A 26,498-nucleotide genomic window follows, 5' to 3' on the forward strand; every position below is an offset into this window, starting at 1 on the left:
CGCACGCGGGGACTTCGGAGCAGGTGGGGATGGAACGGTACGACATCCACAACCAGGGCGGTGGCGGCACGGTCAACGGGATGATGGCCCAGGCGGGCGTCATGAACGTGTACCAGACCGGAACGCCCGGCGCACCGCCCCCACTCGGCCCCTGGGCGCAGGAGGTCTGGAACTCCCGGGCCTGGACCGCCGTCGAGCCGTACCGGCAGGAGGCCGCGGCCGTCGCCGGGCGGCTCCGCCTGCTCCACGACCAGGCGCACCGGGCGCTGGCCGCCGACCCCTGGCGGGACCCGGGCTACGGGCTGCGCTTCCTGCGCCAGGCGGAGTCGTACCTGCCCCCGGACCTCTGCCCGGCGGAGGCCGCGCTGCTGCTCCTGGTGCCGCTGATCCACCAGGTGTACCAGGAGAAGACGGCCGTCGGGCACCTCGGCGCCGGCCCGACCGACCTGGGCCACGACCCCTCGGCCACCGGGGACCGGCTCTCCTACCAGCGGTCGCTGGCGGAGCACGGGATCCTGCTCAGCCGGGCCCGGCTCCGCCCGGAGGCGCGGGAGCCGATCGGCTGGTGGCTGTACCACCGGTGGCTGCTGGTCGAGCGGGGGGACACGGGCCTCCCGGAGTTCCTCGACCTGGTGGTGCCTCCCGGATCCCTGCTCCGGGAGGTGCTGGACCAGGCCCGGCTGCGGAAGCTGCTGTACGGCTTCCGGCGCGGCCCGGACGTCTGCTCCGGTGAGCACCTGGACGACCTCAAGCCGGAGCAGGCCCTCCGGGCAGGCCCCGGGCGGCAGTTGATCCGGGAGCGGCGGCTCGCCCTGCTGCTCGCGCTGGCCCACGGGACGGCCATCGAGATGACCGCGCTCCCGGACACCGTCGTCGAGCACCTCGGCATCCCCGTGCCGGTGCAGCCGGCCCAGCTGAGGGAGACGCTCGAAGGGGCCGACTGGAAGGGGTCGGAGGCCCTGCCCGTCCTCGACGCCGTCTGTCACCACGGCGCCGTGAAGAAGGCGCTGGGAGAGCACATCGCCAGGGTCGACGAACTGCTGCACGGCATCCAGCGGGTGATCCCGGACCGGATCGCCCATGCGATGCCGCAGCTGCCCCAGCGGTTCTCCACGGCGGAGGTCAGGGCCGCCGACGAGAACATCGTCGACTGGGTCAGGTTCCGCCTGGACGAGCGGCGCGTCCGCGACCTGCTGATGGGCACCCAGCTGTACAAGGACCGCAACCTGGCCGTCCGCGAGCTCTACCAGAACGCCCTGGACGCCTGCCGCTACCGCCGGGCCCGCACGGAGTACCTGAGGAGGACCGGGCGCCCGGTTCCGCACTACGAGGGCGGGATCACCTTCACCCAGGGGGAGGAGGACGGCCGGCCGTACCTGGAGTGCTACGACGACGGCGTCGGCATGGGGGAGACCCAGCTGCGCGGCGTGTTCTCGCAGGCGGGTGCCCGGTTCGCCGACCAGCCGGCCTACCGGCAGGAGGCGGCGCTGTGGGCGGCCGCGGAGCCGCCGATCGAGCTCTTCCCGAACAGCCGCTTCGGGATCGGGGTGCTCAGCTACTTCATGCTGGCCGACGAGATCGAGGTGACCACCTGCCGGATGGACAAGCGGACGGGGCTGGCGGGAGCGGTCCTGGAGGCCTCCATCTTCGGCCCGGGGCACCTGTTCGGGATCACCAGGGTGGCGGAGCACGGCACGGAGTCGTACACCCGCGTCCGGCTGTACCTCCGGCAGGACGCGGAATGGGACCCGGCCTGGTCGTGCGTGGACGTGCTGTGCGACGTGCTCGGCATCGCGGAGTTCACCACCACGGCCAGGCACGGGAGCCGCGAGGAGGTCTGGGAACGGGGGGTCTTCGCGTACGACCGGTTGGACCGTGAGGGGAGGGCGGCGGTGCCCTGGCCGCAGGCGCCGGACGGGGTGGACATCATCTGGTGCGAAGGCCAGGGGACCCTGATGGTGGACGGGCTGGTGGTCAGTCCCCCGTCCGAGCCCGACCTGCTCTCCAGCACGCAGAAGCAGCCCTTCGGCCTGGCGGTCAACCTGCGTGCCCGCTACTCGCCGGCGCGCCTGTCCGTCGACCGCGGCCAGGTGCTCGACGGTCTGCCCGCGGCCGTCTCCGAGCTGATCGCCGAGGCGGCGAGGGCGCTGCTCGCGGACCCGGCCCCCTTCGTCTCGTACGAGTGGCTGATGAGCATGTCCGAGGAGAGCCCGCGGCTCGCCGACCTGGTCGCGGAGGCGTCGGCGGCGGCCGGGACACCGATCAGGCACCGTGGCGCGAGCGTGGACCTCGCCACCGTGGGGGGCTTCGAGCCGGACATCGAGCTCCGACGCCTCTTCCTGTCCGAGAGGCAGGACGGACTGGGGACCAGGAGCGTGGGCATGCCCGATCACCTCTTCCTGTGGCGGATCCTGGTTCACGGACCCAACGAGGTCCTGAGCGACCTGGCGCGTCTGGTCCCGGAGCTCCGCGACGTGTCGGGCCTGCTGCGCGCCCTGCCCTCGGACAGGTACCTCGTGGCCGACGGGAACAGGTACTGGGGGTGGCTGACCATGAGCCACACTGCGGCCGATCCCGGTGTCGTCTACCACCACGCCCGACGCACCGGACGGGATCCCTTCGACGTGGCGCGCAGGGCGCGGGCACTCGGGGTCCTCGGCCTGGAGCCGGAGGGGTTCGCGACGGCCGTCACCGGCTCGTTCCGCCACGAGACCGCGCTGCTGGACGCCGCGCCCGGCAGGGATCCCGCGGCGGTCGGGAGGCTGGTCACCGCGGACCTCGTGCCCGTGCGCCATGCTCTGGGGACCACGTTGGCCGACGCGGCCGACCGCCTCCGTCGTTACGGATTCGACGTGCCCGCCGGTCCCCACCCCGAGCACCTGCTCACGGACGGCACGGCACTGAGGCTGCTGAGCCGGAACCAGACGGTCAGGCGCGGCAACTGGCTGACCGGAGGCCGTGCGGTGCGGCCGGGGCACGTGCTCCAGGCGGCCCTGGTGCTCGGACTGGAAGGGCCGGAGGTCGTCCGCCGGCTGGAGGGCCTGGGGCGGCCCGTCGAGCCGATGGACTTCCCGACCACACCGGATCACCTCCTGCTCCGGTTGTCGAGCAAGGACCTGAAGGGCCGGTGGCCGTGGCTCAGCTCGGCGGAGACGGTCCCGCCCGGCCATCTGCTCGCGGCCGAGTCCGAGCTGGGTCTGTCGGCGGAATCCGCAGCCGAGCTGCTGTTGTCCGCGGGGTTCCGTGTCCTGCCGTTGCCTGACCGGAGGCTGCCCCGGGACCGGGAGATCCTGGAGGCGTTCCGTCCCGATGCGATGGGCCGCGGCTCGGAGTCGACCATGACCTTCGAGCAGGTGTTTGAGGCGTGCAGGAATGCCGATGCCTCACCGGCCGAGGTCGTCGCCAGGCTGGAGGCGTACGGCGTCGGCACGGGACTGCGCCTCCCGGCACAGCCCAGGGACCTGGAGGAGCGCCTCCTCGCGCATTCGAATATCTATGGCAGCTGGTGGAGCGGCATCCCCGTCGGCCGGGTACTGCCGTTCCATCGACTCGTCGGCGTCGCCGGCGACCTGGGGGTGGGGCCCGGCGAGGTGGCCGCCTGCCTGACCACCTTCGGGATCACCGTCAGCAGGCACGACCTGCCCCAGGGGCTGGACCTTCGCACGGCGGTGGCGCTGGTCGGCGAGAGCGGCAGGTACATCGACCTTCGGGGCTACGGGCAGCCGAGTCTGCTGCCCAGACTCGTGGAGATGGCCCGGCGCGCCCGCCTGCCCGTCGCCGAGGCGGCCCACTGGCTGCGCGAACTCGGCGCGGACGTCCCCGACGTCGCCGACATGGTGCGCGCGGCGCTGGCCCGGGTTCCCCGGGAGATCCCCGCGGGCCGGCCTTAGCGGCGGGTCCTGCGGCCGGACCGGCCGCAGGCCGCCCGCCCGGGCCGGGGGCGGCGCGGGCGGGCGGCCCCCGGTCACGCCTCGGCGGCGGGCAGGAGCGCGGCCACCTCTCCCAGGACCCGGGCTGCCGGGGCCGGATCGACCAGCCACTTCAGGTGGCTGCCCGGGAGCGTGCGGACGTCGTACGGGTTCTCCGGCGTCAGGGCGTCGCCCTCGCGGATCATCCGGTCCTGGGCAGCGGGCGGGATGCTGGCGTCGTCGGCCAGCCGGACGTACGTCCGGGGGATCCGTCCCCAGGTGTCGGCCCGGGCCCGGTCGTCGGGGGTGCCGGTGTCGAGGTTCTCGTCGGGCTGGAAGGTGTTGAGGAAGGCCAGGAACTCCTCGTCCGTGCCGTCGGCGAGGAAGGCCGCCTTGAAGGCGGCGAGGGTTTCGGGGTCCGCGGTGCGGAAGTTGGTGCGCAGCACGCCGAGTTCGGCCGGGTTCGCGACCACCGCCAGGGCCAGCGCCATGACGTCGACGGCGGCCATCTCGGGCTCGGCGTAGTAGGCGCCGACGTCGAGGTCGACGGGGGCCCAGGCGGAGACGTAGACGAGGCGGTCGATCAGGTCGGGCCGCTGGTTGGCCGTGACGGTGGCGGTGAGGCCGCCGCGGCTGTGGGAGACGAGGATGACGGGCCCGTTGCGCTTGGCCCGTTCGAGGATCCCGACGAGGTGGGCGACGTTGTCGGCGAGCGTGACGCCCTTGATCGCCCCGGGCGTGGTGGCGAGCCCGACCGGGTCCTGCGGTGCCTGGTAGGCCCGCGGGAACGTCGCGGCGAAGCCGTGCCCGGGCAGGTCGACGGCGACGGAGCGGTGTCCGAGGAGGCCGAGTTCGGCCTGGAGGGGTGCGAAGGAGAAGGAGTTCGCGAAAGCCCCGTGGACCAGCACGAAGGTCGGTTGCATCTGTCTGGTGCTCACTTTCGAGTGCGGAGCCGCGTGGACGGCGTGGGCGGACGGCTGCCCGCAGCCCGGGGATTCACCCTACTCAGGGGAAGATCATCCGCCCACTCCCTTTCCGTGCGGCCCCTTTCCGTGCGGCCCCGCGGGCCCTCAGTGCGACACGGCCCACTGCACCCCGTGGTGCCGCGGCGTCTCGATCTCGTCCAGCAGCGCCACCGCCAGGTCCGCGTGCGAGATCCGGCCCCGGCCCACCACGGTGTCGACGGCGCCCCGGTAGTGCCCGGTGGCCTCGGCCTGCGCGTCCAGGTCCATCGGGGGGACCACCATCAGCCAGTCGAGGTCCGTCGCGGCGGCCCGCAGGTACGCGAGCTCCGCGACGTGGCCCTGGGAGAACAGCCGGTACTCCTCGGGGAACTGCGGGTCGTCCATCACCCGCAGGCCCGGCTCGACCTCCAGGGTGGTCGCGATGCCCAGCACCAGGAGGCGCCCGACGCCGGCCCGGCCGAGCCCGTCGACCAGCGCCCGTGCGGTGGCGGTGAAGTACTCCTCGGCGGGCACGTCCAGGCGTACCGAGGCGTTCAGGGCCGCGTCGTGCCCGGCGGCGGCCGAGGCCACCGCGTCGGCGTCCGTCGCGTCGCCCTGAACGACCGTCACCGAGGGCTGCGTGCCGAGGCTCTCGTACTTCCCGGGGTCCCGCACCACCGCCGTGACGGCGTGCCCCCGCCGTACGGCCTCGGCCACGGCCGCCCGGCCCACGCGTCCGCCCGCGCCGAAGATCACGATCTTGCTCATGGTTCCTCCCTGGATGGCCCGTTCGGGCCCGGTGTGGGAGGACGATAGGCGGCAGGCGCCCGGTTACTTCAACGGAACCGGCTCTATCGTGGGGTCATGACCGTACGCGTGGACGCCGGCGCCTCCGGACCGCACTGCAGCCACCGGATGCCCATCCGGGTCGGCGACAAGTGGTCCGGCCTGCTCCTGCGCTGCCTGGAGGAAGGGCCGCGCCGGTTCACCGAGTTGAAGGTGCCGCTCCGGGGCGTCAGCCCGAAGGTGCTGACCGAGACGCTGCGCGCGATGGAGCGCGACGGCTGGCTCCTCCGGACCGCGTACGACGAGAACCCGCCGCGGGTCGAGTACGCCCTCACCGAGCTGGGCCGCTCGCTGCTCGGGGCGATGGACGCGGCCTGCGCCTGGGCCCGCGAGCACCTCGACGAACTGCCGCGCACGGACGGGCGCCGCCCGGGCGCGGCCGGGCCCGCGGGCACGCCCTAGGTTCTGTCCCGCCGATCATGTCCGGAGCCAGATGATGGTTGCTGCGACGGTGACGGTGCCAGGTAGACGTATGCGCGCTTGTCGTACCTCGTGGACACAGCTCGGTAGTTCTTGAGCTTGTTGATCGCCCGTTCCACGGTGTTGTGTTTCTTGTACCGCTCCGTGTCGAAGCCGGGTGGACGACCACCTGCCCGGCTTCGGCGTACACGGTTCACGGCCTGGTCGCTCTTCTCGGGGATGACATGGCGGATGCCGCGTCGCCGCAGGTAGCGGCGGGTCCGGCTATTGCTGTATGCCTTATCGGCGCTCACGCTGTCCGGTGTGGTGCGCGGGCGGCCCGGCCCGAGTCGAGGTACCCGAATGCGTCTCATGACTGGCTCGAACTGCGTGCAGTCCGCCCGCTGGCCTGCCGTCAGCAACAGTGAAAGCACGCGGCCACGCCCGTCGGCACTCAGGTGAATCTTGGTGGTGAAGCCTCCTCGGGAGCGACCGAGCGCCTCACCTCCTGCACCACCTCCGCCAGACGGGCGCACAGTCTCACCCACGGTCTTCCGCTCTGGTGTGCCATCGCGGCCGCCCCTTTTGACGCGGCGGGCGGCGGAGCTTTCCGTGCGCCGGCCGCATGCTGGTGGGCACGGATCGAGGTGGAATCAACCGAGACGTCCCAGTCGATCCCACCGGTGGCATCGACCTGGGCCTGCACCTGCTGGAGCAGCCGTTCCCGGGTTCCGTCGGCCGACCAACGCCGGTGGCGCTCGTAGACGGTCTTCCACGGCCCGTAGCGTTCAGGCAGGTCACGCCACTGCACCCCGGTCCGCACCCGGTGCAGGATGCCGTTGACCACCTGACGGTGATCGCGCCAGCGCCCACAGCGGTTGTTGCCGTGGGTAGGAGCGGCTCCAGGCGCCGCCACTCCGCCTCTGTCAGATCCCCCCGACCAGTCACGCAAGGGCCAACGAACCAGTGGGTGGCATGAGTACGGTCAGCACCTCCGATGCCACCACGCCAGCCCCGGGTCTTCCGTCGGCTCGTGATGCGTTCGCCCGAGGAGCACCGCGTCCAGGCGCTCGACCTGCACTCGGAGTTCGCTGGCGGCCCTTGGCGGAAGCATGAACAAAGCGTCTTGCAGCTTGTCCCTGGCCCAACCCTCGCCGCAGCAAGGGCAGTTGAACTCCGCCTCCCATTGCCTCCACCGGCGCCTCGTGCCGTGGACACGCACGGACCACACGCTCAGCGCCACCGCCACGATGCCCGGAGACAATTGCTCCCGTTCGAGCACGCGGACAGCGGCATTCGCCGCTCCCGACAGACCTGGGACATCGCGATATCGCACCCACGGTCTACCCCAGCCGCGTTCCCGCGGCCGAAGCAAAGCTGGTGTTCTACGAGGCACGGCCCCTTCGGATGCAAGTCATGCACGACATCCTCCCACAGCCCAAGATCGGCCGGACAGAACCTAGCGGCGCCGGCCGGGGCTCCGTCCGGGAACCGGTGGCCGTCCCGCCGGTGTCCGGGGCAGTGGACCCCGGCACGGGATGCCGGAGCGGGGAGGGGAGAGGCATGGCGACGGTTCCGGCGAGCGCCCGGGGGCTGATCGGGGTGGTGATCGCGGTGATCGCCCTGCCGCAGCTGCTCGCCTCCGCGAGGTTCGGCTTTCGGCTGTCGATCGCGGGCGTGGTCGTGGCGCTCTGCGTGGTCCTCTGCGCCGTGCCCCTCTGCTGCGCCCGCCCGCGCGGCTTCCGGGCGGCCACCGTCGTCGCCGGGTGCGCCGTCGTTCCCGCCGCGGTGTTCGCGGGAGTCGTCCTGCTGCTGGGGGGATTCGGGTTCGGCCGCCCGGACGCGTTCCTGCTCGGGATCGCGCTGCCGGTCGCGGCGACCGCCCCGCTGGTCGCCGCCTTCCAGCAGGCCCGGGGCGACGGGTCCGGCCGCCGGCCGGCCGTGGTCGGCCGGTCGGCGGCCGTCCTGTCGGGCGTCGGCTGGGTCCTGCTGCTGTTCGTCTAGGAGGGCGTGCACCGCCGGTTCCGGCAGCGGCTTTGACGTCCCCGGGCCTTCCCCCGTGCGGCCCGCGGCGTGCTGCTGGTGCTCAGCTCGGCCGGTAGTAGGCCGTGACCGGGGCCCGGGCCTCCTCGGGCAGGGCCGGGCCCTCGGTGGGGACGGCCGGCCAGGCGCCCGAGTCGGGGTTGAGCTCGACGAGCTGCTCCGTGGAGAGGGCGTAGACGACCCGGCCGAGGCCGGAGCGCAGGACCGCTCCCGCGCACATGCCGCAGGGCTGGCAGCTGGTGTACAGCGTGGTGCGCGCGGCGGTGCCCGGGGCGAGTTCGCGGGCGGCCCACCGGGCGAGCTTCAGCTCGGGGTGGGCGGTGATGTCGTCGTCGCGCCGGACGGTGTTGTGGGCCTCGGCGAGCACCTCGCCGTCCGGGCCGGCCAGCAGGGAGCCGTACGGGGCGTCGCCCAGGTCGACGGCCCGGGCGGCGATCGCGATGGCGCGGCGCAGCAGGGCCTCGTCGGCTTCGGTGATCATGCGTTCCTCCACTGGGTGGCGACGGTGGTGAGGGCCTGCCAGGCCCGGTGGGGCCGGCGGGTCTCCTCCGGGTCGCCGTGGTACGGGTCGAACACGACGGTCCCGGCGCCGAGGTCGCGCAGCCGGCGCAGGTCGTCGAGGATCTGGTCGACGGTGCCGACGCCGGCCGGGCGCTCCGGGTCCTCGACCGGGGCGGGCGTCGGCCGCAGGGCGATGCGGGGGGCGAAGCCCGGCAGCGGGTGTTCGGCCAGGGCCGCCCGCATCCGGGCGACGGGGAGCCGCAGCGGGTGCCAGGCGTCGCCGAACCGGACGGCCCGGCGCAGCGCCGCCGCGCTGTGGCCGCCGACCCAGACCGGGACGCGCCGGTGACCGGGGCGGTCCGGCCCCTGCGCCCAGGCCTCCCGCAGCGCGGCCAGGTACTCGTCGGTGAGCCTGCCGCGGGCGCCGAACGGTACGCCGAGCGCGTCGAACTCCCGGCGCGCCCAGCCGATTCCCACCCCGAGGACGAACCGGCCGTCGGTGAGCCGGTCGAGGGTGCCGGCCGTCCGTGCCACCAGCAGCGGGTTGCGGTAGGGCAGCACGAGTACGGTCGTGCCGATCCGCAGGCCGGGGGCGGTGGCGGCGAGCCAGGAGAGGGTGGTGAACGGCTCGTAGAACGGCTCCGGGTAGCGCTCGGCGACGTCCGGGGTCACCACCACGTGGTCCGACACCATGAGGAGGTCGAAGCCGAGGCCCTGCGCCGTCCGGGCCCACTCGCGCAGCACGCCGGGGTCCGTCCCCGGGCCGAAGTTCGGTATGTTGACGCCAAGTTGCATGGATCGAGGCTATCCCCGTGATCATGGCGGACGGAACGGAATGCTCCCTCTGTGGGGAGCGGATCGCCGTGGTTTTCCCGGTAGATTCGCGCTATGACCGTGAACCTTGACGACACCGACTGGGCGATCATCGAGCAGCTGCAACGGGAGGCCCGCATCTCGCTGAGCGAGCTGGGGCGGCGGGTGTCGCTCAGCGCCTCGGCGACCACCGAACGAGTGCGGAACCTGGAGGCGCTGGGCGTCGTCACCGGCTACCACGCGGCGGTGGACCTGGCGAAGGTCGGCTACCCGGTGCTGGCCGTCGTCCGGCTGAAGTACCCGGGCAACCGGCACGAGCCGCTGCGCCGGCTGCTCGCGGAGCGGCGGGAGGTCCTGGAGTGCCTGCGGACCACCGGCGACGACTGCTACACCCTCAAGCTGGCGGCGACCTCCATGGAGCACCTGGAGGCCCTGGTGGACGAGTTGGCCGCCTTCGGCAGCACCACCACGAGCGTGGTCTACAGCCGGACGCTGCCGCTGCGCGGGCCCGCCCGGCCCTGACGCCGGGGGAGGGGAGGCGCTCCCTCGCTCCCTCGATCGGGGGAGGTCCGTCGTGCGCGGCGTGACCAGACTGGCGGCCGTGACCGGGATTCCTCCCGGCCCCCACGACGACAGAGGAGTTGACCCGTGCGTCGCTCGCGCATCCGCCACATGGCACTCGGCCTCGCGCTCACGACCGCCGGCGCCGTCGCGGCCGTGGCACCGTCCGCGCCGTCGGCCGCCGCTTCGGCCCGGCCCGCTGCCTCCGCACCGGACGCCGTACAGCGGGGACTGGACGCCCTGGTGCGCACGGACGGGGTGCCCGCCGCGCTCGCGACCGTCCGGGACGGGCGGGGCCGGACCCGCACCTACACCGCGGGGGTGGGGGACCTCGCCACCGGCGCCGCGGTCCCCGTCGACGGGCAGGTGCGGATCGGGAGCAACACCAAGGCCTTCACCGCCGTCGTGGTGCTCCAGCTGGTGGCGGAGGGCAGGGTCGACCTCGACGCCACCGTCGACACCTACCTCCCCGACCTGGTCCGCGGCGAGGGCCTCGACGGGCGCGGCATCACCGTCCGGCAGCTCCTCCAGCACACCAGCGGCCTGCCCGACTACGAGGGGCTGCTGGACGAGGCCTCGCTCCGCTCCCGGTACTTCGAGCCCCGGGAGCTGCTGGACGCGGCCCTGCGGCAGAAGCCCGCCTTCGCGCCCGGGGAGACGTTCGGCTACAGCAGCACCGACTACGTGGTGGCGGGCCTGGTCGTCCAGCGGGTGACGGGCCGGCCGCTCGCCGAGGAGATCGACCGGCGGATCGTCCGGCGCCTCGGGCTGCGGCACACCTACTTCCCGGCCGCGGGCGACCGGACGATCCGGGAGCCCCACCCGCACGGCTACCGCAGGGAGTCCGTCGAGGGGCCGCTGACCGACTTCACGGAGATGGACCCGTCGGCGGGCTGGGCGGCCGGGCAGATGGTCTCCACCGCCTCGGACCTCAACCGCTTCTTCACCGAACTGCTCGTCCCGGACCGCCTGTTGCCCGCGGCCCAGCTCGCCCGGTTGCGCACCACCGTCCCGGTGGGGGACAGCGGCATGGGCGCCGGACTGGGCGTCTTCAGCCGGCCGCTGTCCTGCGGCGGGGTCTACTGGGGGCACGGCGGCGACATCCCCGGCTACGAGACCCGGGGCGGCGTCACCGAGGACGGGCGCGCCGCACACCTCGCGGTGACCACGGTGCCGACCGACTACGCCGTCACCCGGCACCTCGAAGACCTGGTCGACGCCGCCTTGTGCCGCTGAGGCGGCGCCGGAGCCGACGGGCGGTCAGGAGCGGTGGCGGTTCCCCTCGTCGCCGATCACGCCGTTCCCGTGGTGGACGGACAGGCTGGAGTACGTCGCCCGCATGCGCGCGGCGTGGGCCGTCCGGTGCTGTTCGATCAGCACTCCCTCGGCGTCGTCGAAGCGGTGCCGCCGCGCGCGGTCCCGCAGCACCAGGTGGACCGTGGCACCGGCGACGGTGCCGGCGAGTACGAGCAGGAACACCATGACGAGGACCATGCCGCCGTCCTTCCCCCGGTTCGGATGCGTGCCACGGTTATCTCACAGGTGGTCCGCCGGCGGCACCCCGTGCGTCGTACCGGTCCGGCGCCGGCCGGCTCGGGGCCGCCCCGGGCATGACTTTCGACAGATCCGCCGGGACGGCGGCCCTCGTAGGGTCGTGGGCATGCGGATGAGTGGAGCGGCGTTGCCCGTGGCGGCGTCGGTGTGTGTCGGGCTCGGTGTCACGAGCCTCTGGTGGGCGTTGCCGGCGATCGGGTTCTCCTTCCTGGCCGGGTTGCGGACGGAGCGGGTGCGGCCGGCGGCGGTGGGCTTCGCCGTCCTGGTGTCGGCCGGGGTGCTGGTGGTCGGATCGGTGCCCTCCTGGATCGTGCTGGGCCTGAGGTTCGTCGCGCTCGCGGTGAGCACCGGAATGGGGCCGTGGCTGTTGGGCCGGTTCTGGCGGCAGTCGCAGGAACTGGTGCGCGCCGGGTGGGAGCGGGCCGAACAGTTGGAGCGCGAGCAGCGGTTGATCGCCGAGCAGGCCCGCCTGCGCGAACGGGCCAGGATCGCCCAGGACATGCACGACGCCCTCGGGCACGACCTCAGCCTGATCGCCCTGCGTGCCGGGGCGCTCAAGCTCGCCCCCGGCCTCGCCCCGCCCCACCGGCAGGCCGCCCAGGAGATCCGGGCGGGCGCGGCCGCCGCCGTCGACCGGCTCGGCGAGGTGATCGGCATCCTGCGCGACGGGGACGAGAGCGGGGCCGGCACCCCCGCGGCCCGGGGGCCGGCCGACTCGGACATCCCGCACCTGGTCGCCGACGCGGCCGCCGCCGGCCTGGACGTCCGCGCGGAGATCACCGGCGAGCCGGAGGGGCTCCCGCGCACCACGGAGCACGCCGCGTACCGGGTGGTGCAGGAGGCGCTGACCAACGCCGCCAAGCACGCACCGCGGGCGGCCGTCACCGTGGAGGTGGCGTACGCGGCCGACGGCGCCCGGGTGCGGGTGGCCAACGGCCCCGCGCCCGGGCCCGCCGCCCCCGGAGCGGCGTCGGCGGCACCCGCGTCAACCGTGCGCGGCGCAACGCCCACCGGTGCTTCCGCCCCGCCCGCCGCCCCGCCGGGCGGTCCGGCCGGCGGCGGCCACGGCCTGGCCGGGCTGACCGAGCGGGTCCGGCTCGCGGGTGGCACCTTCGCCCACGGGGCCCGCCCGGACGGCGGCTTCGAGGTCGTGGCCGAGCTGCCGCGCCGGGCCGCGGGGCCCGTCCCGCCGGAGCCCGCCGTCCCGCCGTCGCCGGTGCGCGAGCTGCACCGGGCCCGGCGCAAGGCCGGCCGGACGCTGGCCGCCGTGGTGCTCGTCCCGCTGGCGACGGCTGTGCTGCTGACCGTGGTGCTGCGAGCATGGACGTTCTACGTGGTCAGCCTGTCGGTGCTGGACCCGGAGGTCTATGCCACCCTCCAGGTGGGGCAGGACCAGGCCTCGGTCGAGCGGCTGCTGCCGGGCCACCGGCTGCCGTACCACCCGCCGAGCGGGCCCTCGACGCCCGCACCGCCCTCGGGGGAAGGAGTCTCCTGCGCGCACTACGCCATCACCGCCCAACTGTTCGTGGACCGGGCCGGCGACGCCTACCGGCTCTGCTTCCAGGACTCCCGCCTGGTCTCGCGCGACGTGCTCCTCTCCTGACCACCCGCCGCGCCTGCCTCCCCGTACCACCTCCGCACCGAGCGACCGACAGGAGCCGCCGATGACCACCGCACCGATCCGGGTGCTGCTCGCCGACGACGAGCCCATGATCCGCGCGGGACTGCGCGCGGTGCTCGCCACCGACCCGGACGTCGAGATCGTCGCCGAGACCGGGGACGGCCGGGAGGCCGTCGACCTGGTCCGGCGCCACCGGCCGGACGTCGCCGTGCTGGACATCCGGATGCCCGGCGCGGACGGCATCACCGCCGCCGCCGAGATCCGCCGCAACGGCCTGGCCACCGGAGTACTCATGCTGACCACCTTCGGTGAGGACGACTACATCCTGCGCGCGCTCAGCGGCGGCGCGAACGGGTTCCTGATCAAGTCCGGCGAGCCCGAGGAACTGCTCGCCGGGGTGCACGCGGTGGCCGCGGGGGCGGCCTACCTCTCACCCAAGGTGGCCGCCCGGGTGGTCGCCCACCTGGCCGCCACCGGGGCCGGCGGCCCCGCCGGCCGGCGCGCCGGTGCCCGGGACCGGGTGGCCGCCCTGACCGCCCGGGAACGGGACGTGCTGACGCTGATCGCCGCCGGGCTGTCCAACGGTCAGATCGCGCGGCGGCTGGGAGTGGTGGAAGGCACGGTGAAGGCCCATGCGAGCTCCATCCTGTCGCGCCTGGGGGTGGCCAACCGGGCGGCTGCCGCCGTCCTCGCCCACGAGGCCGGGCTGACCCTCGGCGCGGCCTGCGCGGGCGGCCCGCGGGACTGAGGCCGCCGTGCCGCCGGCGGACGGTGCCGGCGGCGCCGACAGCAGCCACCCGAGCAGGGGCGCCGCGGTCAGCGCCGCTACGGTGGTGGCCGCCGGCCGCAGGGCGAGGACCACGGCGGCCGTGACCGTACCGCCGAGCGCGGCGCCGGCGAGCACGTCATGGGGGTAGTGCACCCCGGCCGCCACCCGCAGCGCGGCCGTGGCCCCGCCGACGGGTATCACCAGCGGCGCCCAGCGCGGGCGCAGCAGCACCAGCCCCGTCGTCAGCGCGGCCGCCAGGGTGGCGTGGTTGCTGGGGAAGGACCAGTCACCCGGCGGCGGGCACCCGCCGACCGCCGTGCCCGGCAGCCCGGCGAGGGCCCGGCAGGGCCGCTCCTCGTCGAGGAGCACCTTCAGCACCTCGCTCGCGCCGTACGCCAGCACCGTGCCGAGCCCGACCAGCGCCACCCCCGCGACCACCCCGCCCGCCCCGCGGGCCCGGGCCGTCCACCAGCAGAACGCCAGCAGCAGCCCCAGCACCAGCAGCCCGGCCTCGGTGGCCGGCGCCGCCAGCGAGGCCACCGCGTGCGGGGCGTCGCCGACAGCCTCCGCAGCCCACCGGTACCCCTCGGCCGACCACCCGGCCGCCACCCGTACCGGCCCCGCGCCGCCACCCCGCTTAGGCGCCAGCCATGCCACCGCCCCGGCGCCTGCGCAGAGCACGGCCGAGGCGAGGACGGGCCTGGAGCCGGAGGCGACGCCTCGCGCGCCGGCCCTCCTCGCATTCCTGTGCGTGTACGTCATGCTCCGGACGGTAGAACCCGGTGCGGCCTTTCCACCCGACCCGAAAGTCAGGCGGCACCCCTGACGTTGGTCGGGGTTGACAACCCGTCACAGGGCCCGGCAGCGGAGCGCGGGCGGCCCCCGCGCCCGGTGCCGCCGGTCGCGGGGGCCGCCCGCCGGCTCCCCGCCGGAGCCGAGCCCGGTCAGCCGATGGAGCGGGGGAGCCGGGTGGTCAGGTAGAGGATGGTGAAGGAGCCGAGGAGCTGGATCCCCAGGCACAGGGCGAGGGCGCGGTCCATGCCGAGGACGGGGGAGAGCGAGAGGTAGAGGGTGCCGAGGGTGGCGACGCCGAGGGCGAGGCTGGACTGCTGGCCGGTGGCGAGGACGCCGCTGCCGACGCCGGCCCGGGCGGCCGGCACCGTGGAGAGGACGACCCGGAACAGCGGGGTGCCGATCATGCCCTGCCCGATGCCGGCGAGGGCGACGCCCGGGGCCATCCGCAGCGGGGAGAAGTGCGCCGGGTCGGCGAGCACGGTCAGGGCGAGGGCGGCGAGGCCGGTGGCCTGCACGACGGCGCCCGCGCTGAGCACCCGGCTGCCCCACCGGCTGATCATCCGCGGGCCGGCCAGCGAGGCGGAGAAGTAGCCGACGGCCATCGGGACGAGCGCCCAGCCGGCCGCGACCGGGCCGAGCCGCAGGCCCTGCTGGAGGGCGACGGCGATGACGAACATGAAGCCGCCGAAGCCCGTGAAGTAGGGCAGGGCGATGCCCAGGCCGCGCCGCATCTCCGGGACGCGCAGCAGCGACGGCGGCACCAGCGGGGTGTCCCCGCGCCGCTCGGCGCGGCGCTCGACGGCCCCGAAGGCGAGGGCGAGGACGGGGAACAGTGCCAGCAGCACCCAGGACCAGAGCGGCCAGCCGGCGGCCCGGCCCTCCATCAGCGGGACGAGCAGGGAGAGCAGCGTGGCGGTGAGCAGGACGGTGCCGGGGACGTCGACCCGGGTGGCCGTGGCGGCCCTGCTCTCCGGGACGCAGCGGACCGCGAGCACCGCGGCGAGCAGCGCGAACGGCACGTTCAGCAGGAACACCGAGCGCCAGCCGGTGCCGAACAGGTCGGCGGCGACGATCATCCCGCCGAGCACCTGGCCGATCACCACCGAGATCCCGCCGACCGCCCCGTAGACGCTGAGCGCGCGGCCGCGCCGGGCGCCCTCGGTGGCGGCGGTGATGGTGCCGAGCACCTGCGGGATCAGCAGTGCGGCGGAGGCGCCCTGGGCGGCCCGGGCGGCGACCAGGGACCACGCGCCGGGGGCGAGGCCGCAGGCCAGCGAGGTCAGGGCGAAGGCCAGGGCGCCGATGACGAACAGCCGGCGGCGGCCGTAGCTGTCGCCGAGGCGCCCGCCGAGGACGAGCAGCACGGCGAAGGCGATGCCGTACCCGGCGGCGACCAGTTCCAGGACGGCGGGCCCGGCGGCCAGGTCCTGGTCGATGGTGGGCAGGGCGACGTTGACGATGAAGAAGTCGAGCATCGGCAGGAACGCGCCGAGCAGGACGGTGACCAGCCCGGCGGTGCCGAGGGTGGCGGTGCCGGGGGTGGCGGAGGGAGCGGTTGGGGCGGGAGCGGTGGAGCCGGTGGCCGTACGGGCAGCCGCGGTGCCGGGGGTGGTGGCGGTGCGGCTCGGTACGGGGGCTACGGCGAGAGGTCGGGTCACGGGCACCACGATCCGCCGCGCCGCACCCTGGTACCAGAGTGTGGTTATCCGGGTATAAGAAGTACCTGGCAACAGGCTGTCGGCTGCCGCATGCTGGGGAGCATGAGCCTCGCCCCGCCCTCCGCGCAAGCCCTCACCGGCCCGGCTGCCGCCTCGGCCGCCGTACAGCGCCGGACCAGCCCCGCCGAAGCCCGCCGGCACGAGCTCGCCGGCTTCCTGCGCAGCCGCCGGGAACGGCTGGCGCCCGAGCAGGTGGGCCTGCCGATGACCGGCCGCCGACGGACGCCGGGGCTGCGCCGGGAGGAGGTCGCGCAGCTCGCCGCGGTCGGGGTGACCTGGTACACGTGGCTGGAACAGGGGCGGGACATCCAGGTGTCCGCCCAGGTGCTGGACTCGGTGGCCAGGGCGCTGCTGCTGGACCCGAGCGAGCGCGCCCACCTGTTCACCCTGGCCGGCGCGGACGACCCGGTCCTGGTGAAGGAGTGCCCCTCGGTGACCCCGAGCGTGCGGCTGCTGCTGGACCAGCTGGCGCCGTACCCGGCCGTGGTGCTCAACTCCCGCTACGACATACTGGCGTGCAACCCCCAGTACACCGCGTTCGTCGGCGACCTCGACCGGCTGGCTCCCGAGGACCGGAACCTGATGTGGATGGCGTTCACGCCCTCCCACTTCCGCGACGTGCTGGTGGACTACCGCACCGAGCGCCTCGGCATCGTGGCCCGGTTCCGCTCGGCGATGGCCGACCACAGCGCGGAGCCGGCCTGGAAGGCGCTGCTGGCCCGGGTGCTCAAGGCCTCGCCGGACTTCGCGGAGCTCTGGCAGCGGCACGACGTGATGCGGCCGGGCAACGGGGTCAAGCGCTTCCAGGTGCCGGGCGTCGGGCTGCTGCGCTGCGAGTACACCAACTTCTGGCTCAGCCCCCGGCTGGGGACGCGGATGGTCACCTACACCCCGCTGGACGAGGAGACCCGCGCGCTGATGGACCGGCTGCCCCGCAAGGACGCGCAGCAAGCGCCCCGGGGCACGTCCTAGGTCCGCGCCGCGGCGTCCCGCCCGAGCCGCAGACAGAGCACGGCGAGCGGCAGTTCCACGCCGGCGGCCATGACCAGCGCGGCGAGCACCGCGTGGCCGGGCCCGGCGCAGGCGATGTCGGCCAGCGCGTCCCCGGCGAGCAGCAGGGCCACCGCCGCGCCCGCCCACAGTGCGGCGGGGCTGCGCCGGCGCAGCAGGGCGTCCAGCGAGAGCAGGGCGGCGAACTCGGTGAGGTCGAGCACGACCCACGGGGTCTCGTGGCAGACGGCGAGGACGCCCAGCCAGGGCAGCAGCGCGACCGCGGCCAGGGCCGGCACCCGGGCGAAGCGCGCCGGCAGGACGTCCGCGGGTGCGGGGCCGGCGGTGAGGACGGCCGTCGTCACGCCGCCCCCCGGCCGCGGCCGCGGACCCGCTCCAGCGGCAGCCGTTCGGCCACCCCGCCCGCCGTGTGCTCGACCCGCACCGCGTCGAACGGCCCCTCGGCCCAGGCGACCCAGAACCGGCCGGCCACCGTGGCCACCTCGGCCGCGGCGCGCACCCGGCGGAACGGCCGGCGCCCGGTGAACACCACCGAGGGCACGGTGCCGTCGGCCGCCAGCCGGCCCCAGGCCAGCACGTGCCGGCTCCGCCCGGCGGACGGGCAGTGCCGGGCCCCGCGCAGCAGGTGCGGGGTGAGCCGGGCGGCGACCAGGACGTCCGTCAGCTCCCCGTACTGGTAGAGCTCCAGCGCGGGCCGGCCGCGGCCGGACGCGATGCTGCGCACCGACCAGGGCCCGCCCCCGGCCGGCAGCGCGTCCTCCTCCGTCGGCGCGTCCTGCTCCGACAGCAGCCCTTCGGACGCGGCACCCCGGGTGTCGGGGCGCCGTCCGTGCGGCGGAGTGGCGGAGTGCGGTGCGGTGCTCGTCATGCCCCCAAGCCTTCCGCCCGGGCCCGCCTCCTGTCGGTGGTGCCCCACACCGAATCGGGGGTGTAGCCAGCTACACCCCCACCGGGAACCCCCCTTCATGGCGGCTCGTGATCACCGGGCCCTACGCTGTCGGCCATGCCCTCCACCACGTTGCGCCGAGCGCTCGCCAGGAGCCTCGGGCGCCCGCCGTGGTCGCCCGGGGTCTGGCGGGACGTCCGCTTCACCGCCGCCGGCATACCCGTGGCCCTGCCGGTCTGGCTGGCCGTCACCACGCCGTCCCTGCTCTTCCCGGTGATCGCCGCCGTCCTGGCCGGCACCCACCCGCTGACCGCCGTCCAGCGCGGCCGGCTGCGCGCCCTGCACGGGGTGGAGGTGCCGCCGCTGCGCCCGCCGACGGGGCGCCGGCGCTGGCTGCTCGGGATGACCTGGCGCCAGGTCCTCTACCACCTGGTGGTCGGCCCGCTGCTCGCGGTGGGCGCGCTGGCGGTGCTGTACGCCTGGGCGGCCGGGGCGGTGCTGGCCACCGTGTACGGCTGGGTCTGGCTGCTGCCCGCCGGGACCGGCCTGCGCTCCGGCCTGGCCGGCCAGGACCTCCTGCTCACCCTCGGCGGGGTGCTGCTGCTGGCGGCGCTCTCCCCGGCGGGCACCCAGCTGGCCGCGCTGGAGGTGTGGGCGGCCCGGCGGCTGCTCGGCCCGGACCGGGCGGAGGCGCTGGAGCGGCGGGTCGAGGAGATCGCCGAGAGCCGGGCCGGGCTGGTCGACGCGGTGGACGCCGAGCGCCGCCGGATCGAGCGCGACCTGCACGACGGCACCCAGCAGCGGCTGACCTCCCTCGCGATGAACCTGGGCCTGGCCCGGCGCACCCTCAAGGACGTGCCGCCCGAGGTGATGCAGGTGATCGTCGACGCGCACGAGGAGGCCCAGGCGGCCATCGACGAGCTGCGCGACCTGGTCCGCGGCCTGCACCCCGCCGTCCTGGAGGACCGCGGTCTGGACGCGGCGCTGTCCGGCATCGCGGCCCGCGCCCCGCTCCCGGTGCGCCTGGAGGTGGACCTCTCCGAACGGGTCGTCCCGACGGTCGAGGCGGTCGCCTACTTCACCGTCTCCGAGGCGCTCACCAACGTGGCCAAGCACGCCAGGGCCCGCCAGGTCGACCTCTCGGTGCGGACGGCCGGCGGCCGGCTGCGCCTGGTCATCAGCGACGACGGCGTGGGCGGCGCGGACGCCTCGCGCGGCACCGGGCTCACCGGGCTGCGCAAGCGCGCCGCCTCGGTCGACGGCACGCTGTCCGTTCTCAGCCCCCTCGGGGGCCCCACCACCATCACCGTGGAGTTGCCGTGCGTGCTGTGATCGCCGAGGACTCGGTCCTGCTGAGGGTCGGCCTGGTCAAGGTCCTGGAGGCGGTGGGCTTCGAGGTCGTGGCCGCGGTCGGGGACGCCACCGAGCTGCTGGCCGCCGTCGAGGAGCACCGCCCGAAGGTGGTGGTGGCCGACGTCCGGATGCCCCCCGGCTTCAGCGACGAGGGGGTGAAGGCGGCGATGGTGATCCGCCGGCAGTGGCCGGACACCGCCGTGCTGCTGCTCTCCCAGTACGTGGAGGAGCGCTACGCCGCGGACCTGCTGGCGACCAACACCAGCGGCGTGGGCTACCTGCTCAAGCAGCGGGTGGCCAACGTCGACGACTTCGTGGACGCGCTCCAGCGGGTCGCCGAGGGCGGCACCGCGCTGGACCCGGAGGTGGTCGCCCAGCTGCTGGTGCGCCGCCACCGGGACCCGCTGGAGAAGCTGACCCCGCGCGAGCGCGACGTGCTCGCCCTGATGGCGGAGGGCCGCTCCAACGCCGCGATCGCCGGTGCGCTGGTGGTCAGCGACAGCGCGGTGGCCAAGCACATCAACTCGATCTTCACCAAGCTCGACCTGCCGCAGGCCGAGGACAGCCACCGCCGGGTGATGGCGGTGCTGCGCTTCCTGGAGGTCGGGTAGCAGTGGGGGCGGCGAAGGCCTGGCGGATCACCGGGACGCTCGCGATCGTCCTCGTCGTGCTCGTCGCCGGGCTCCAGACCTGGTCGATGGCGGTGCAGCAGCGCACCGACTCCACCCGGCCGTACGACGTGGTGGTCCACCGGCTCCGGCTGGAGACCGGCAACGCGTCGGTCCGGGTCCGGGCCGGCCAGGAGGGCCACGTGGTGGTCCGCCAGCGCCTGGACTGGCTGCTGCGCAAGCCGGTGCTCTCCACCGTCTTCGAGGGGGACGTGCTCACCGTCGGGATGCACTGCCGCCTGGTGCTGCCGTTCGCGGAGGTCGGCTGCGGGGCGGAGATCGACCTGGAGGTGCCGGCCGGGACGGAGGTGTCGGGTTCGGTGGGCACCGGCTCCGTCCAGCTGGAGGGGATGAGCGGGGACGTGCGGATGGAGCTGACCTCCGGGCAGCTGGTACTCTCCGACACCTCCGGGGAGGTGTCGGTGCACGGCACCTCCGGTCTGGTGCGGGGCACCGGCCTGGCGGCCCCGCGGGTGTCGGCGCAGCTCACCTCGGGCGCGGTGGAGCTGGCCTTCGCGAGGCCCCCGCACGAGGTGGAGGCCACGGCCACCTCGGGGTCGGTGGCGCTGTTCCTGCCGAAGGACAGCCGGTACGCCGTCTCCAGCGAGATCGGCAGCGGCAGCGGCCGGATCGACCCGGCGCTGGCGGACTCGTCCAGCCCGAACCGGGTGCACACCGCGGTCACCTCCGGGGCGGTGACCGTCCTCCCGTCGGCGTTCGCGCCGCCGCCCGCGGCCTCCCCGGCCCCGTCCGCCTCGCCGCCCGCCCCGGCGTCCTCGGCTCCGTAGCGGGGCCGCTCACCCGGGTGGGGGACAATGGAGAGTCCCGTCCCCCTCACCCGAGGTCAGCCGCGCATGACAGTCACGCCCGCAGCCACCGCGTCCGACACCGAGTTCGCGCCGCTCGACATCGGCCCGATCCGGGTGTGGCCGCCCGTCGTGCTGGCGCCGATGGCCGGCATCACCAACGCGCCGTTCCGCACCCTGTGCCGCGAGCAGAGCGGCGGCAAGGGGCTGTACGTCTCGGAGATGATCACCACCCGGGCGCTGGTCGAGCGCAACGCCAAGACCATGCAGCTGATCAGGTTCGACCCGAGCGAGAAGCCGCGCTCGATCCAGCTGTACGGGGTCGACCCGCAGACCGTCGGCAAGGCCGCCCGGATGATCTCCGAGGAGGGCCTGGCCGACCACATCGACCTCAACTTCGGCTGCCCCGTCCCCAAGGTCACCCGCAAGGGCGGCGGCTCGGCGCTGCCGTACAAGCGCAACCTGCTGCGCGAGATCCTGCGCGAGGCCGTCGCCAACGCGGGCGACCTCCCGGTGACCATGAAGATGCGCAAGGGCATCGACGACGACCACCTCACCTACCTGGACGCCGGCCGGATCGGTGCCGAGGAGGGCGTGGCTGCGATCGCCCTGCACGGGCGCACCGCCGCCCAGCACTACGGCGGGACGGCCGACTGGTCGGCGATCGCCCGGCTGCGCGAGTCCGTCCCGGCGCACATCCCGGTGCTGGGCAACGGCGACATCTGGTCGGCCGACGACGCGCTGCGGATGATGCGCGAGACCGGTTGCGACGGCGTGGTGGTGGGCCGGGGCTGCCTGGGCCGGCCGTGGCTGTTCAAGGACCTGGTCGCGGTCTTCGAGGGCGACGCGGACTACGCTCGGCCCGACTTCGGCTACGTGGCCGCGGCGATGGTGCGCCACGCGCAGCTGCTCGGCGAGTGGATGGGCGACGAGACCCGCGGCGTGGTCGACTTCCGCAAGCACGTCGCCTGGTACACCAAGGGCTTCTCGGTCGGCTCCGAGCTGCGGGTGCGGCTGGCCGGCTCCTCCTCGCTGGCCGAACTGGCCGAGACCCTCTCCCAGGTGGAGCAGTCCCAGGGCTGGCCGGAGGGCGCGGACGGCCCGCGCGGACGGACCAGCGGCAACAACCGGGTGGTCCTGCCGGACGGCTGGTTGGACGATCCGTACGACTGCGCCCGACCCGGCGTCGACGCCGAATCGGACACCTCTGGCGGCTGATCTGTACGACCTGGCGAAATCGGCCCGTTCGGGTCGATGGCCGCCGAGTCCTGGCCCTCTTGTCCATCCTGGCCAAGAGGGCTCCTTTTCGTCAGTCCGAGGTCACTCAGCGGGCACGAGTGCGGACGTAGTGCGACGATTGGCGCAGGCGCCCTACGTCCGACCGGTGGGATGCGCTGGTGACGCTTGCCACATGCGGCGGGGGCTGACGGCCGGTCAGTGGACGAAGTGGACAGGTCGGTGGCGGATCGCTTCCCGAAGTCGATCGGCCGGTGATCGGGCGATCCGGGTGCAGGAAATCAATCCGGGGCGACGCCAGGGGTCGCCGACCGCTACGGTGCGTCCGCATCGGGTGATCACAAGGTCGGCTTGGCTTCAAGAATTGAACACTAGCTAGCGTCAGGCGGACGATTTCACCAACAGAGGTGAACGCCTTTATGTGCATTCGATCTAGCGGGTTACCGATTGGTACCAGCCTCGGGTGGCCTATTCAGGGCAGAGAAGTGCCTTCGAAATGGGTATGTTCTCCGGCGTCAGGGCAACCGCGTACGAGGAGACCGACCCGTGCCGTCCCAGCAGAAGTTTGTTTACTCCTTCACCGAAGGAAACAAGGACCTCAAGGATCTTCTTGGCGGCAAGGGCGCGAACCTGGCCGAGATGACCAACCTGGGCCTGCCGGTCCCCCCGGGGTTCACCATCACCACGGAGGCCTGCAAGGTCTTCCTGGAGACCGGTAGCGAGCCGGCCTCCCTGCACGAGGAGATCAGCGCCCACCTGGCGGCCCTCGAACAGCAGATGGGCAAGAAGCTCGGCCAGGCCGACAACCCCCTGCTGGTCTCGGTGCGCTCCGGTGCGAAGTTCTCCATGCCCGGCATGATGGACACCGTCCTCAACATCGGCCTCTCCGACGCCTCGGTGGCCGGCCTCGCCGCGCAGTCCGGCAACGAGCGCTTCGCCTGGGACTCCTACCGCCGCCTGGTCCAGATGTTCGGCAAGACCGTGCTGGGCGTCGACGGCGAGCTGTTCGAGGAGGCCCTGGACGAGGCCAAGCGCGCCAAGGGCACCGCCAACGACCTGGACCTGGACGCCGACGACCTCCGGGCCCTGGTCGAGGTGTTCAAGGGCATCGTCGAGCGCGAGACCGGCCGGGCCTTCCCGCAGGAGCCGCGCGAGCAGATGGACCTCGCCGTCCACGCCGTCTTCCACTCCTGGAACGGCGACCGCGCCCGGCTGTACCGCCGCCAGGAGCGCATCCCGAACGACCTGGGCACCGCGGTCAACATCTGCACCATGGTCTTCGGCAACCTCGGCGAGGACTCCGGCACCGGCGTCGCCTTCACCCGCGACCCCTCCACCGGCGCCCAGGGCGTCTACGGCGACTACCTGTCCAACGCGCAGGGCGAGGACGTCGTCGCCGGCATCCGCAACACCCTGCAGCTGGCCGAGCTGGAGACGCTCGACAAGAAGTCGTACGACGAGCTGATGACGATCATGCAGACGCTCGAGAACCACTACCGCGACCTCTGCGACATCGAGTTCACCATCGAGCGCGGCAAGCTCTGGATGCTCCAGACCCGCGTCGGCAAGCGCACCGCCGCGGCCGCCTTCCGGATCGCCGTCCAGCTGGTCGACCAGGGCCTGATCGACCTGGACGAGGCCCTGATGCGGGTCACCGGCGGCCAGCTCTCGCAGCTGATGTTCCCGCGCTTCGCCCCCAACGCCGAGTCGCGGCAGATCGCCTGGGGCCTGGCCGCCTCGCCCGGCGCCGCGATCGGCAAGGTCGTCTTCGACTCCTACACCGCCGTCAAGTGGTCCCGCTCCGGCGAGAAGGTCATCCTGGTCCGCCGGGAGACCAACCCGGACGACCTGGACGGCATGATCGCCGCCGAGGGCATCCTGACCTCGCGCGGCGGCAAGACCTCGCACGCGGCCGTGGTCGCCCGCGGCATGGGCAAGACCTGCGTCTGCGGCGCCGAGGAGCTGGAGGTCGACACCAAGGGCCGCCGCTTCACCACCGCCGACGGCCAGGTCGTCCACGAGGGCGACATCGTGTCGATCGACGGCGCCACCGGCAAGGTCTACCTCGGCGAGGTGCCCGTCCTGCCGTCCCCCGTGGTCGAGTACTTCGAGGGCACCCTGCACGCCGGCGCCGACGTCCAGGGCGGTCTGGTCCAGGCCGTGCACCGGCTGATGTCGCACGCCGACGGCCGCCGCCGGCTGGCGGTGCGCGCCAACGCCGACAACGCCGAGGACGGCTCGCGCGCCCGCCGCTACGGCGCCCAGGGCATCGGCCTGTGCCGCACCGAGCACATGTTCCTCGGCGAGGAGCGCCGCAAGGAGGTCGAGCACCTGATCCTGGCGGACAACGACAAGGACCGCGAGCTCGCCCTGTCCACCCTGCTGCCGCTGCAGAAGGGCGACTTCCTGGAGCTCTTCCAGGCGATGGACGGACTGCCGGTCACCGTCCGGCTGCTCGACCCGCCGCTGCACGAGTTCCTGCCCGACATCACCGAGCTGTCGGTGCGCGTCGCGCTCGCCGAGGCCCGCAAGGACCCGAACGAGAACGACCTGCGCCTGCTCCAGGCGGTGCACAAGCTGCACGAGCAGAACCCGATGCTCGGCCTGCGCGGCGTGCGCCTCGGCCTGGTCATCCCCGGTCTGTTCGGCATGCAGGTCCGGGCGATCGCCGAGGCCGCGGCCGAGCGCAAGCTGGCCGGCGGGGACCCGCGCCCCGAGGTGATGATCCCGCTGGTCGGCACCGTCCAGGAGCTGGAGCTCGTCCGGGACGAGTGCGAGCGGGTGCTCGCCGAGGTCGCCCGGTCCACCGGCGTGACGCTGGACATCAAGCTCGGCACCATGATCGAGCTGCCGCGCGCCGCGGTGACCGCCGGGCAGATCGCCGAGGCCGCCGAGTTCTTCTCCTTCGGCACCAACGACCTGACCCAGACGGTCTGGGGCTTCTCCCGGGACGACGTGGAGGCCTCGTTCTTCACCGCCTACCTGGAGAAGGGCATCTTCGGGGTCTCCCCGTTCGAGACCATCGACCGCGACGGCGTCGGCTCGCTGGTCAGGCACGCCGTCGAGGCCGGCCGGGCCACCCGCCCCGACCTCAAGCTCGGCGTCTGCGGCGAGCACGGCGGCGACCCGGACTCGGTCCACTTCTTCCACGAGGTGGGGCTGGACTACGTCTCCTGCTCCCCCTTCCGGATCCCGGTGGCGCGCCTGGAGGCCGGCCGCGCCGCCATCGAGTCGGCGGGCAGCGACTCGCGCTGAGGGAGGGAAGGCATCCCCTCCGCACGCGCGGGTACGACTGACCGCTCACCCTCCCGTCGGGAGGGCGTACACCGGAGCTCGGCGCAGGAGAACCGGCGTACGTGACACGGCCGGGCGGGAACGGACAACGGCGTCCGTTCCCGCCCGGCCGTACGTCTGCCCCGGGCCGTTCGCCCGCCCCCGGCCAGGCGTCCGCACCCGGTGGTGTGGCGGCGGCCACGTGTGTAGCTGGTCCGGCGCGGTCCGGCCGCCTGCCAAGCTGGAGCGCATGACCAACCGCAGAAACCCGCTCGTCGTGGTGGCCGTGCTGATCCTGGCGGTCCTGGCCGGGGCCGGGTACCTCCTCGCCAACCAGGGGAGCAGCCACCCCAAGGCCGCCGCGAGCCCCACCGCGGCCGCCACCGCCGCCCCCTCGACGTCCGGGTCCACGGCGCCCAAGCCCTCGGCCCCCAAGCCGAGCCCGCCCGCCGGCGGCGCCGGCGCCACCACCGCCCCGGCCGGCACCTGGGTCCCGACCGACCCGGCCATGGCCGACGTCTGCCGCACCAAGCTCCCCGCCCAGGCCCAGGACACCCTCGGCCTGATCGCCAAGGGCGGCCCCTACCCGTACAGCCGCGACGGCATCGTCTTCGAGAACCGCGAGAGCCGCCTCCCCAAGAAGGCCGGCGGGTACTACCACGAGTTCACCGTGGTCACCCCGGGCTCCGACGACCGCGGCGCCCGCCGGGTGGTGACCGGCAACGCCGGGGAGCAGTACTGGTCCGCCGACCACTACGCCACCTTCCAGGAGATCGACTCCCGCTGCTGAGCC

At 74.0% G+C, this 26,498-nt stretch carries 22 protein-coding genes and 2 pseudogenes; 14 read left to right on the top strand and 10 right to left on the bottom strand.

Going from position 1 to position 26,498, the window contains the following annotated elements:
- The first annotated feature begins 29 nt into the window (after positions 1 to 29).
- Positions 30 to 3,890 (top strand): ATP-binding protein, encoded by a 3,861-nt coding sequence (locus ACH5AR_RS11635; RefSeq protein ID WP_396301173.1) that lies wholly within the window; start codon positions 30 to 32, stop codon positions 3,888 to 3,890.
- 74 nt (positions 3,891 to 3,964) lie between these two features.
- Here ACH5AR_RS11635 and ACH5AR_RS11640 read toward each other — a convergent pair whose 3' ends face one another.
- Positions 3,965 to 4,831: an alpha/beta hydrolase gene (locus tag ACH5AR_RS11640; protein ID WP_396301174.1), complete on the bottom strand. Its 867-nt coding sequence runs from the start codon at positions 4,829 to 4,831 to the stop codon at positions 3,965 to 3,967.
- A 147-nt stretch (positions 4,832 to 4,978) separates the two neighbouring features.
- A complete protein-coding gene (locus tag ACH5AR_RS11645; RefSeq protein ID WP_396301175.1) occupies positions 4,979 to 5,620 on the bottom strand; it encodes an NAD(P)-dependent oxidoreductase in 642 nt (213 codons plus the stop codon).
- 96 nt (positions 5,621 to 5,716) lie between these two features.
- On the opposite strand from ACH5AR_RS11645, the gene ACH5AR_RS11650 reads away from it, so the two are divergent.
- Positions 5,717 to 6,100: a winged helix-turn-helix transcriptional regulator gene (locus ACH5AR_RS11650; protein ID WP_396301176.1), complete on the top strand. Its 384-nt coding sequence runs from the start codon at positions 5,717 to 5,719 to the stop codon at positions 6,098 to 6,100.
- 15 nt (positions 6,101 to 6,115) lie between these two features.
- On the opposite strand, the pseudogene ACH5AR_RS11655 reads toward ACH5AR_RS11650, so the two are convergent.
- Positions 6,116 to 7,045, bottom strand: a pseudogene (locus ACH5AR_RS11655) (IS5 family transposase).
- A 615-nt stretch (positions 7,046 to 7,660) separates the two neighbouring features.
- Between ACH5AR_RS11655 and ACH5AR_RS11660 the strand changes: the two are divergent.
- The gene (locus tag ACH5AR_RS11660; protein ID WP_396301177.1) at positions 7,661 to 8,101 is read left to right on the top strand and encodes a hypothetical protein; all 441 of its coding nucleotides are present in this window, start codon (positions 7,661 to 7,663) and stop codon (positions 8,099 to 8,101) included.
- Positions 8,102 to 8,183: 82 nt separating this feature from the next.
- Here ACH5AR_RS11660 and ACH5AR_RS11665 read toward each other — a convergent pair whose 3' ends face one another.
- Positions 8,184 to 8,621 carry a nucleoside deaminase gene (locus ACH5AR_RS11665; protein ID WP_396301178.1) on the bottom strand — a complete coding sequence of 146 codons (438 nt, stop codon included), beginning with the start codon at positions 8,619 to 8,621 and terminating at the stop codon, positions 8,184 to 8,186.
- The gene (locus tag ACH5AR_RS11670) at positions 8,618 to 9,436 is read right to left on the bottom strand and encodes an LLM class flavin-dependent oxidoreductase (RefSeq protein WP_396301179.1); all 819 of its coding nucleotides are present in this window, start codon (positions 9,434 to 9,436) and stop codon (positions 8,618 to 8,620) included. Before ACH5AR_RS11670 ends, ACH5AR_RS11665 begins: the two co-directional genes overlap by 4 nt.
- Positions 9,437 to 9,529: 93 nt before the next feature.
- On the opposite strand from ACH5AR_RS11670, the gene ACH5AR_RS11675 reads away from it, so the two are divergent.
- Entirely contained in the window at positions 9,530 to 9,976 is a 447-nt protein-coding gene (locus tag ACH5AR_RS11675; RefSeq protein WP_396301180.1) for an Lrp/AsnC family transcriptional regulator, read from the top strand.
- Between the two features lie 150 nt (positions 9,977 to 10,126).
- On the top strand, positions 10,127 to 11,251 hold the full coding sequence (locus tag ACH5AR_RS11680; RefSeq protein WP_396301365.1) for a serine hydrolase domain-containing protein: 1,125 nt from the start codon (positions 10,127 to 10,129) through the stop codon (positions 11,249 to 11,251).
- Positions 11,252 to 11,275: 24 nt separating this feature from the next.
- Here the strand turns inward: ACH5AR_RS11680 and ACH5AR_RS11685 are convergent, their stop codons facing one another.
- Positions 11,276 to 11,509, bottom strand: coding sequence for a hypothetical protein (locus ACH5AR_RS11685; protein ID WP_396301181.1), 234 nt, complete (start codon positions 11,507 to 11,509; stop codon positions 11,276 to 11,278).
- A 244-nt stretch (positions 11,510 to 11,753) separates the two neighbouring features.
- Between ACH5AR_RS11685 and ACH5AR_RS11690 the strand changes: the two genes are divergently transcribed.
- Positions 11,754 to 13,172, top strand: a complete 1,419-nt coding sequence (locus tag ACH5AR_RS11690; protein ID WP_396301182.1) for a sensor histidine kinase — start codon at positions 11,754 to 11,756, stop codon at positions 13,170 to 13,172.
- Positions 13,173 to 13,233: 61 nt separating this feature from the next.
- Positions 13,234 to 13,938 carry a response regulator gene (locus tag ACH5AR_RS11695; RefSeq protein WP_396301183.1) on the top strand — a complete coding sequence of 235 codons (705 nt, stop codon included), beginning with the start codon at positions 13,234 to 13,236 and terminating at the stop codon, positions 13,936 to 13,938.
- Positions 13,939 to 14,052: 114 nt separating this feature from the next.
- Here ACH5AR_RS11695 and ACH5AR_RS11700 read toward each other — a convergent pair.
- Together ACH5AR_RS11700 and ACH5AR_RS11705 are read right to left on the bottom strand one after the other, a co-directional pair.
- Positions 14,053 to 14,721, bottom strand: a pseudogene (locus ACH5AR_RS11700) (phosphatase PAP2 family protein); the annotation flags it as partial.
- Positions 14,722 to 14,903: 182 nt separating this feature from the next.
- Entirely contained in the window at positions 14,904 to 16,421 is a 1,518-nt protein-coding gene (locus ACH5AR_RS11705) for an MFS transporter (protein WP_396301184.1), read from the bottom strand.
- 93 nt (positions 16,422 to 16,514) lie between these two features.
- Here ACH5AR_RS11705 and ACH5AR_RS11710 point away from each other — a divergent pair, with 93 nt between their 5' ends.
- Complete coding sequence (locus ACH5AR_RS11710; protein ID WP_396301185.1) at positions 16,515 to 17,444, top strand: helix-turn-helix transcriptional regulator; 930 nt, start codon at positions 16,515 to 16,517, stop codon at positions 17,442 to 17,444.
- Here the strand turns inward: ACH5AR_RS11710 and ACH5AR_RS11715 are convergent.
- Positions 17,441 to 17,827 (bottom strand): hypothetical protein, encoded by a 387-nt coding sequence (locus tag ACH5AR_RS11715; RefSeq protein WP_396301186.1) that lies wholly within the window; start codon positions 17,825 to 17,827, stop codon positions 17,441 to 17,443. The genes ACH5AR_RS11710 and ACH5AR_RS11715 overlap by 4 nt on opposite strands.
- Positions 17,824 to 18,351 carry a hypothetical protein gene (locus tag ACH5AR_RS11720; RefSeq protein ID WP_396301187.1) on the bottom strand — a complete coding sequence of 176 codons (528 nt, stop codon included), beginning with the start codon at positions 18,349 to 18,351 and terminating at the stop codon, positions 17,824 to 17,826. The genes ACH5AR_RS11715 and ACH5AR_RS11720 overlap by 4 nt, the downstream gene beginning before the upstream one ends.
- 135 nt (positions 18,352 to 18,486) lie before the next feature.
- Between ACH5AR_RS11720 and ACH5AR_RS11725 the strand changes: the two genes are divergently transcribed.
- The 6 genes from ACH5AR_RS11725 (at position 18,487) to ACH5AR_RS11750 (ending at position 26,495) form a co-directional block, all read left to right on the top strand.
- Positions 18,487 to 19,701 (top strand): histidine kinase, encoded by a 1,215-nt coding sequence (locus tag ACH5AR_RS11725; protein WP_396301188.1) that lies wholly within the window; start codon positions 18,487 to 18,489, stop codon positions 19,699 to 19,701.
- The gene (locus ACH5AR_RS11730) at positions 19,689 to 20,333 is read left to right on the top strand and encodes a response regulator (protein WP_396301189.1); all 645 of its coding nucleotides are present in this window, start codon (positions 19,689 to 19,691) and stop codon (positions 20,331 to 20,333) included. Before ACH5AR_RS11725 ends, ACH5AR_RS11730 begins: the two co-directional genes overlap by 13 nt.
- Before the next feature lie 2 nt (positions 20,334 to 20,335).
- A complete protein-coding gene (locus ACH5AR_RS11735) occupies positions 20,336 to 21,178 on the top strand; it encodes a DUF4097 family beta strand repeat-containing protein (RefSeq protein WP_396301190.1) in 843 nt (280 codons plus the stop codon).
- Between the two features lie 66 nt (positions 21,179 to 21,244).
- Entirely contained in the window at positions 21,245 to 22,414 is a 1,170-nt protein-coding gene (dusB, locus tag ACH5AR_RS11740) for a tRNA dihydrouridine synthase DusB (protein WP_396301191.1), read from the top strand.
- 564 nt (positions 22,415 to 22,978) lie between these two features.
- Positions 22,979 to 25,687 (top strand): pyruvate, phosphate dikinase, encoded by a 2,709-nt coding sequence (gene ppdK / locus ACH5AR_RS11745; RefSeq protein WP_396301192.1) that lies wholly within the window; start codon positions 22,979 to 22,981, stop codon positions 25,685 to 25,687.
- Between the two features lie 268 nt (positions 25,688 to 25,955).
- Complete coding sequence (locus ACH5AR_RS11750; protein ID WP_396301193.1) at positions 25,956 to 26,495, top strand: ribonuclease; 540 nt, start codon at positions 25,956 to 25,958, stop codon at positions 26,493 to 26,495.
- Positions 26,496 to 26,498 lie beyond the last annotated feature (3 nt).

The organism is Kitasatospora sp. NPDC018619, assembly GCF_044391605.1.
GTDB lineage: Bacteria > Actinomycetota > Actinomycetes > Streptomycetales > Streptomycetaceae > Kitasatospora.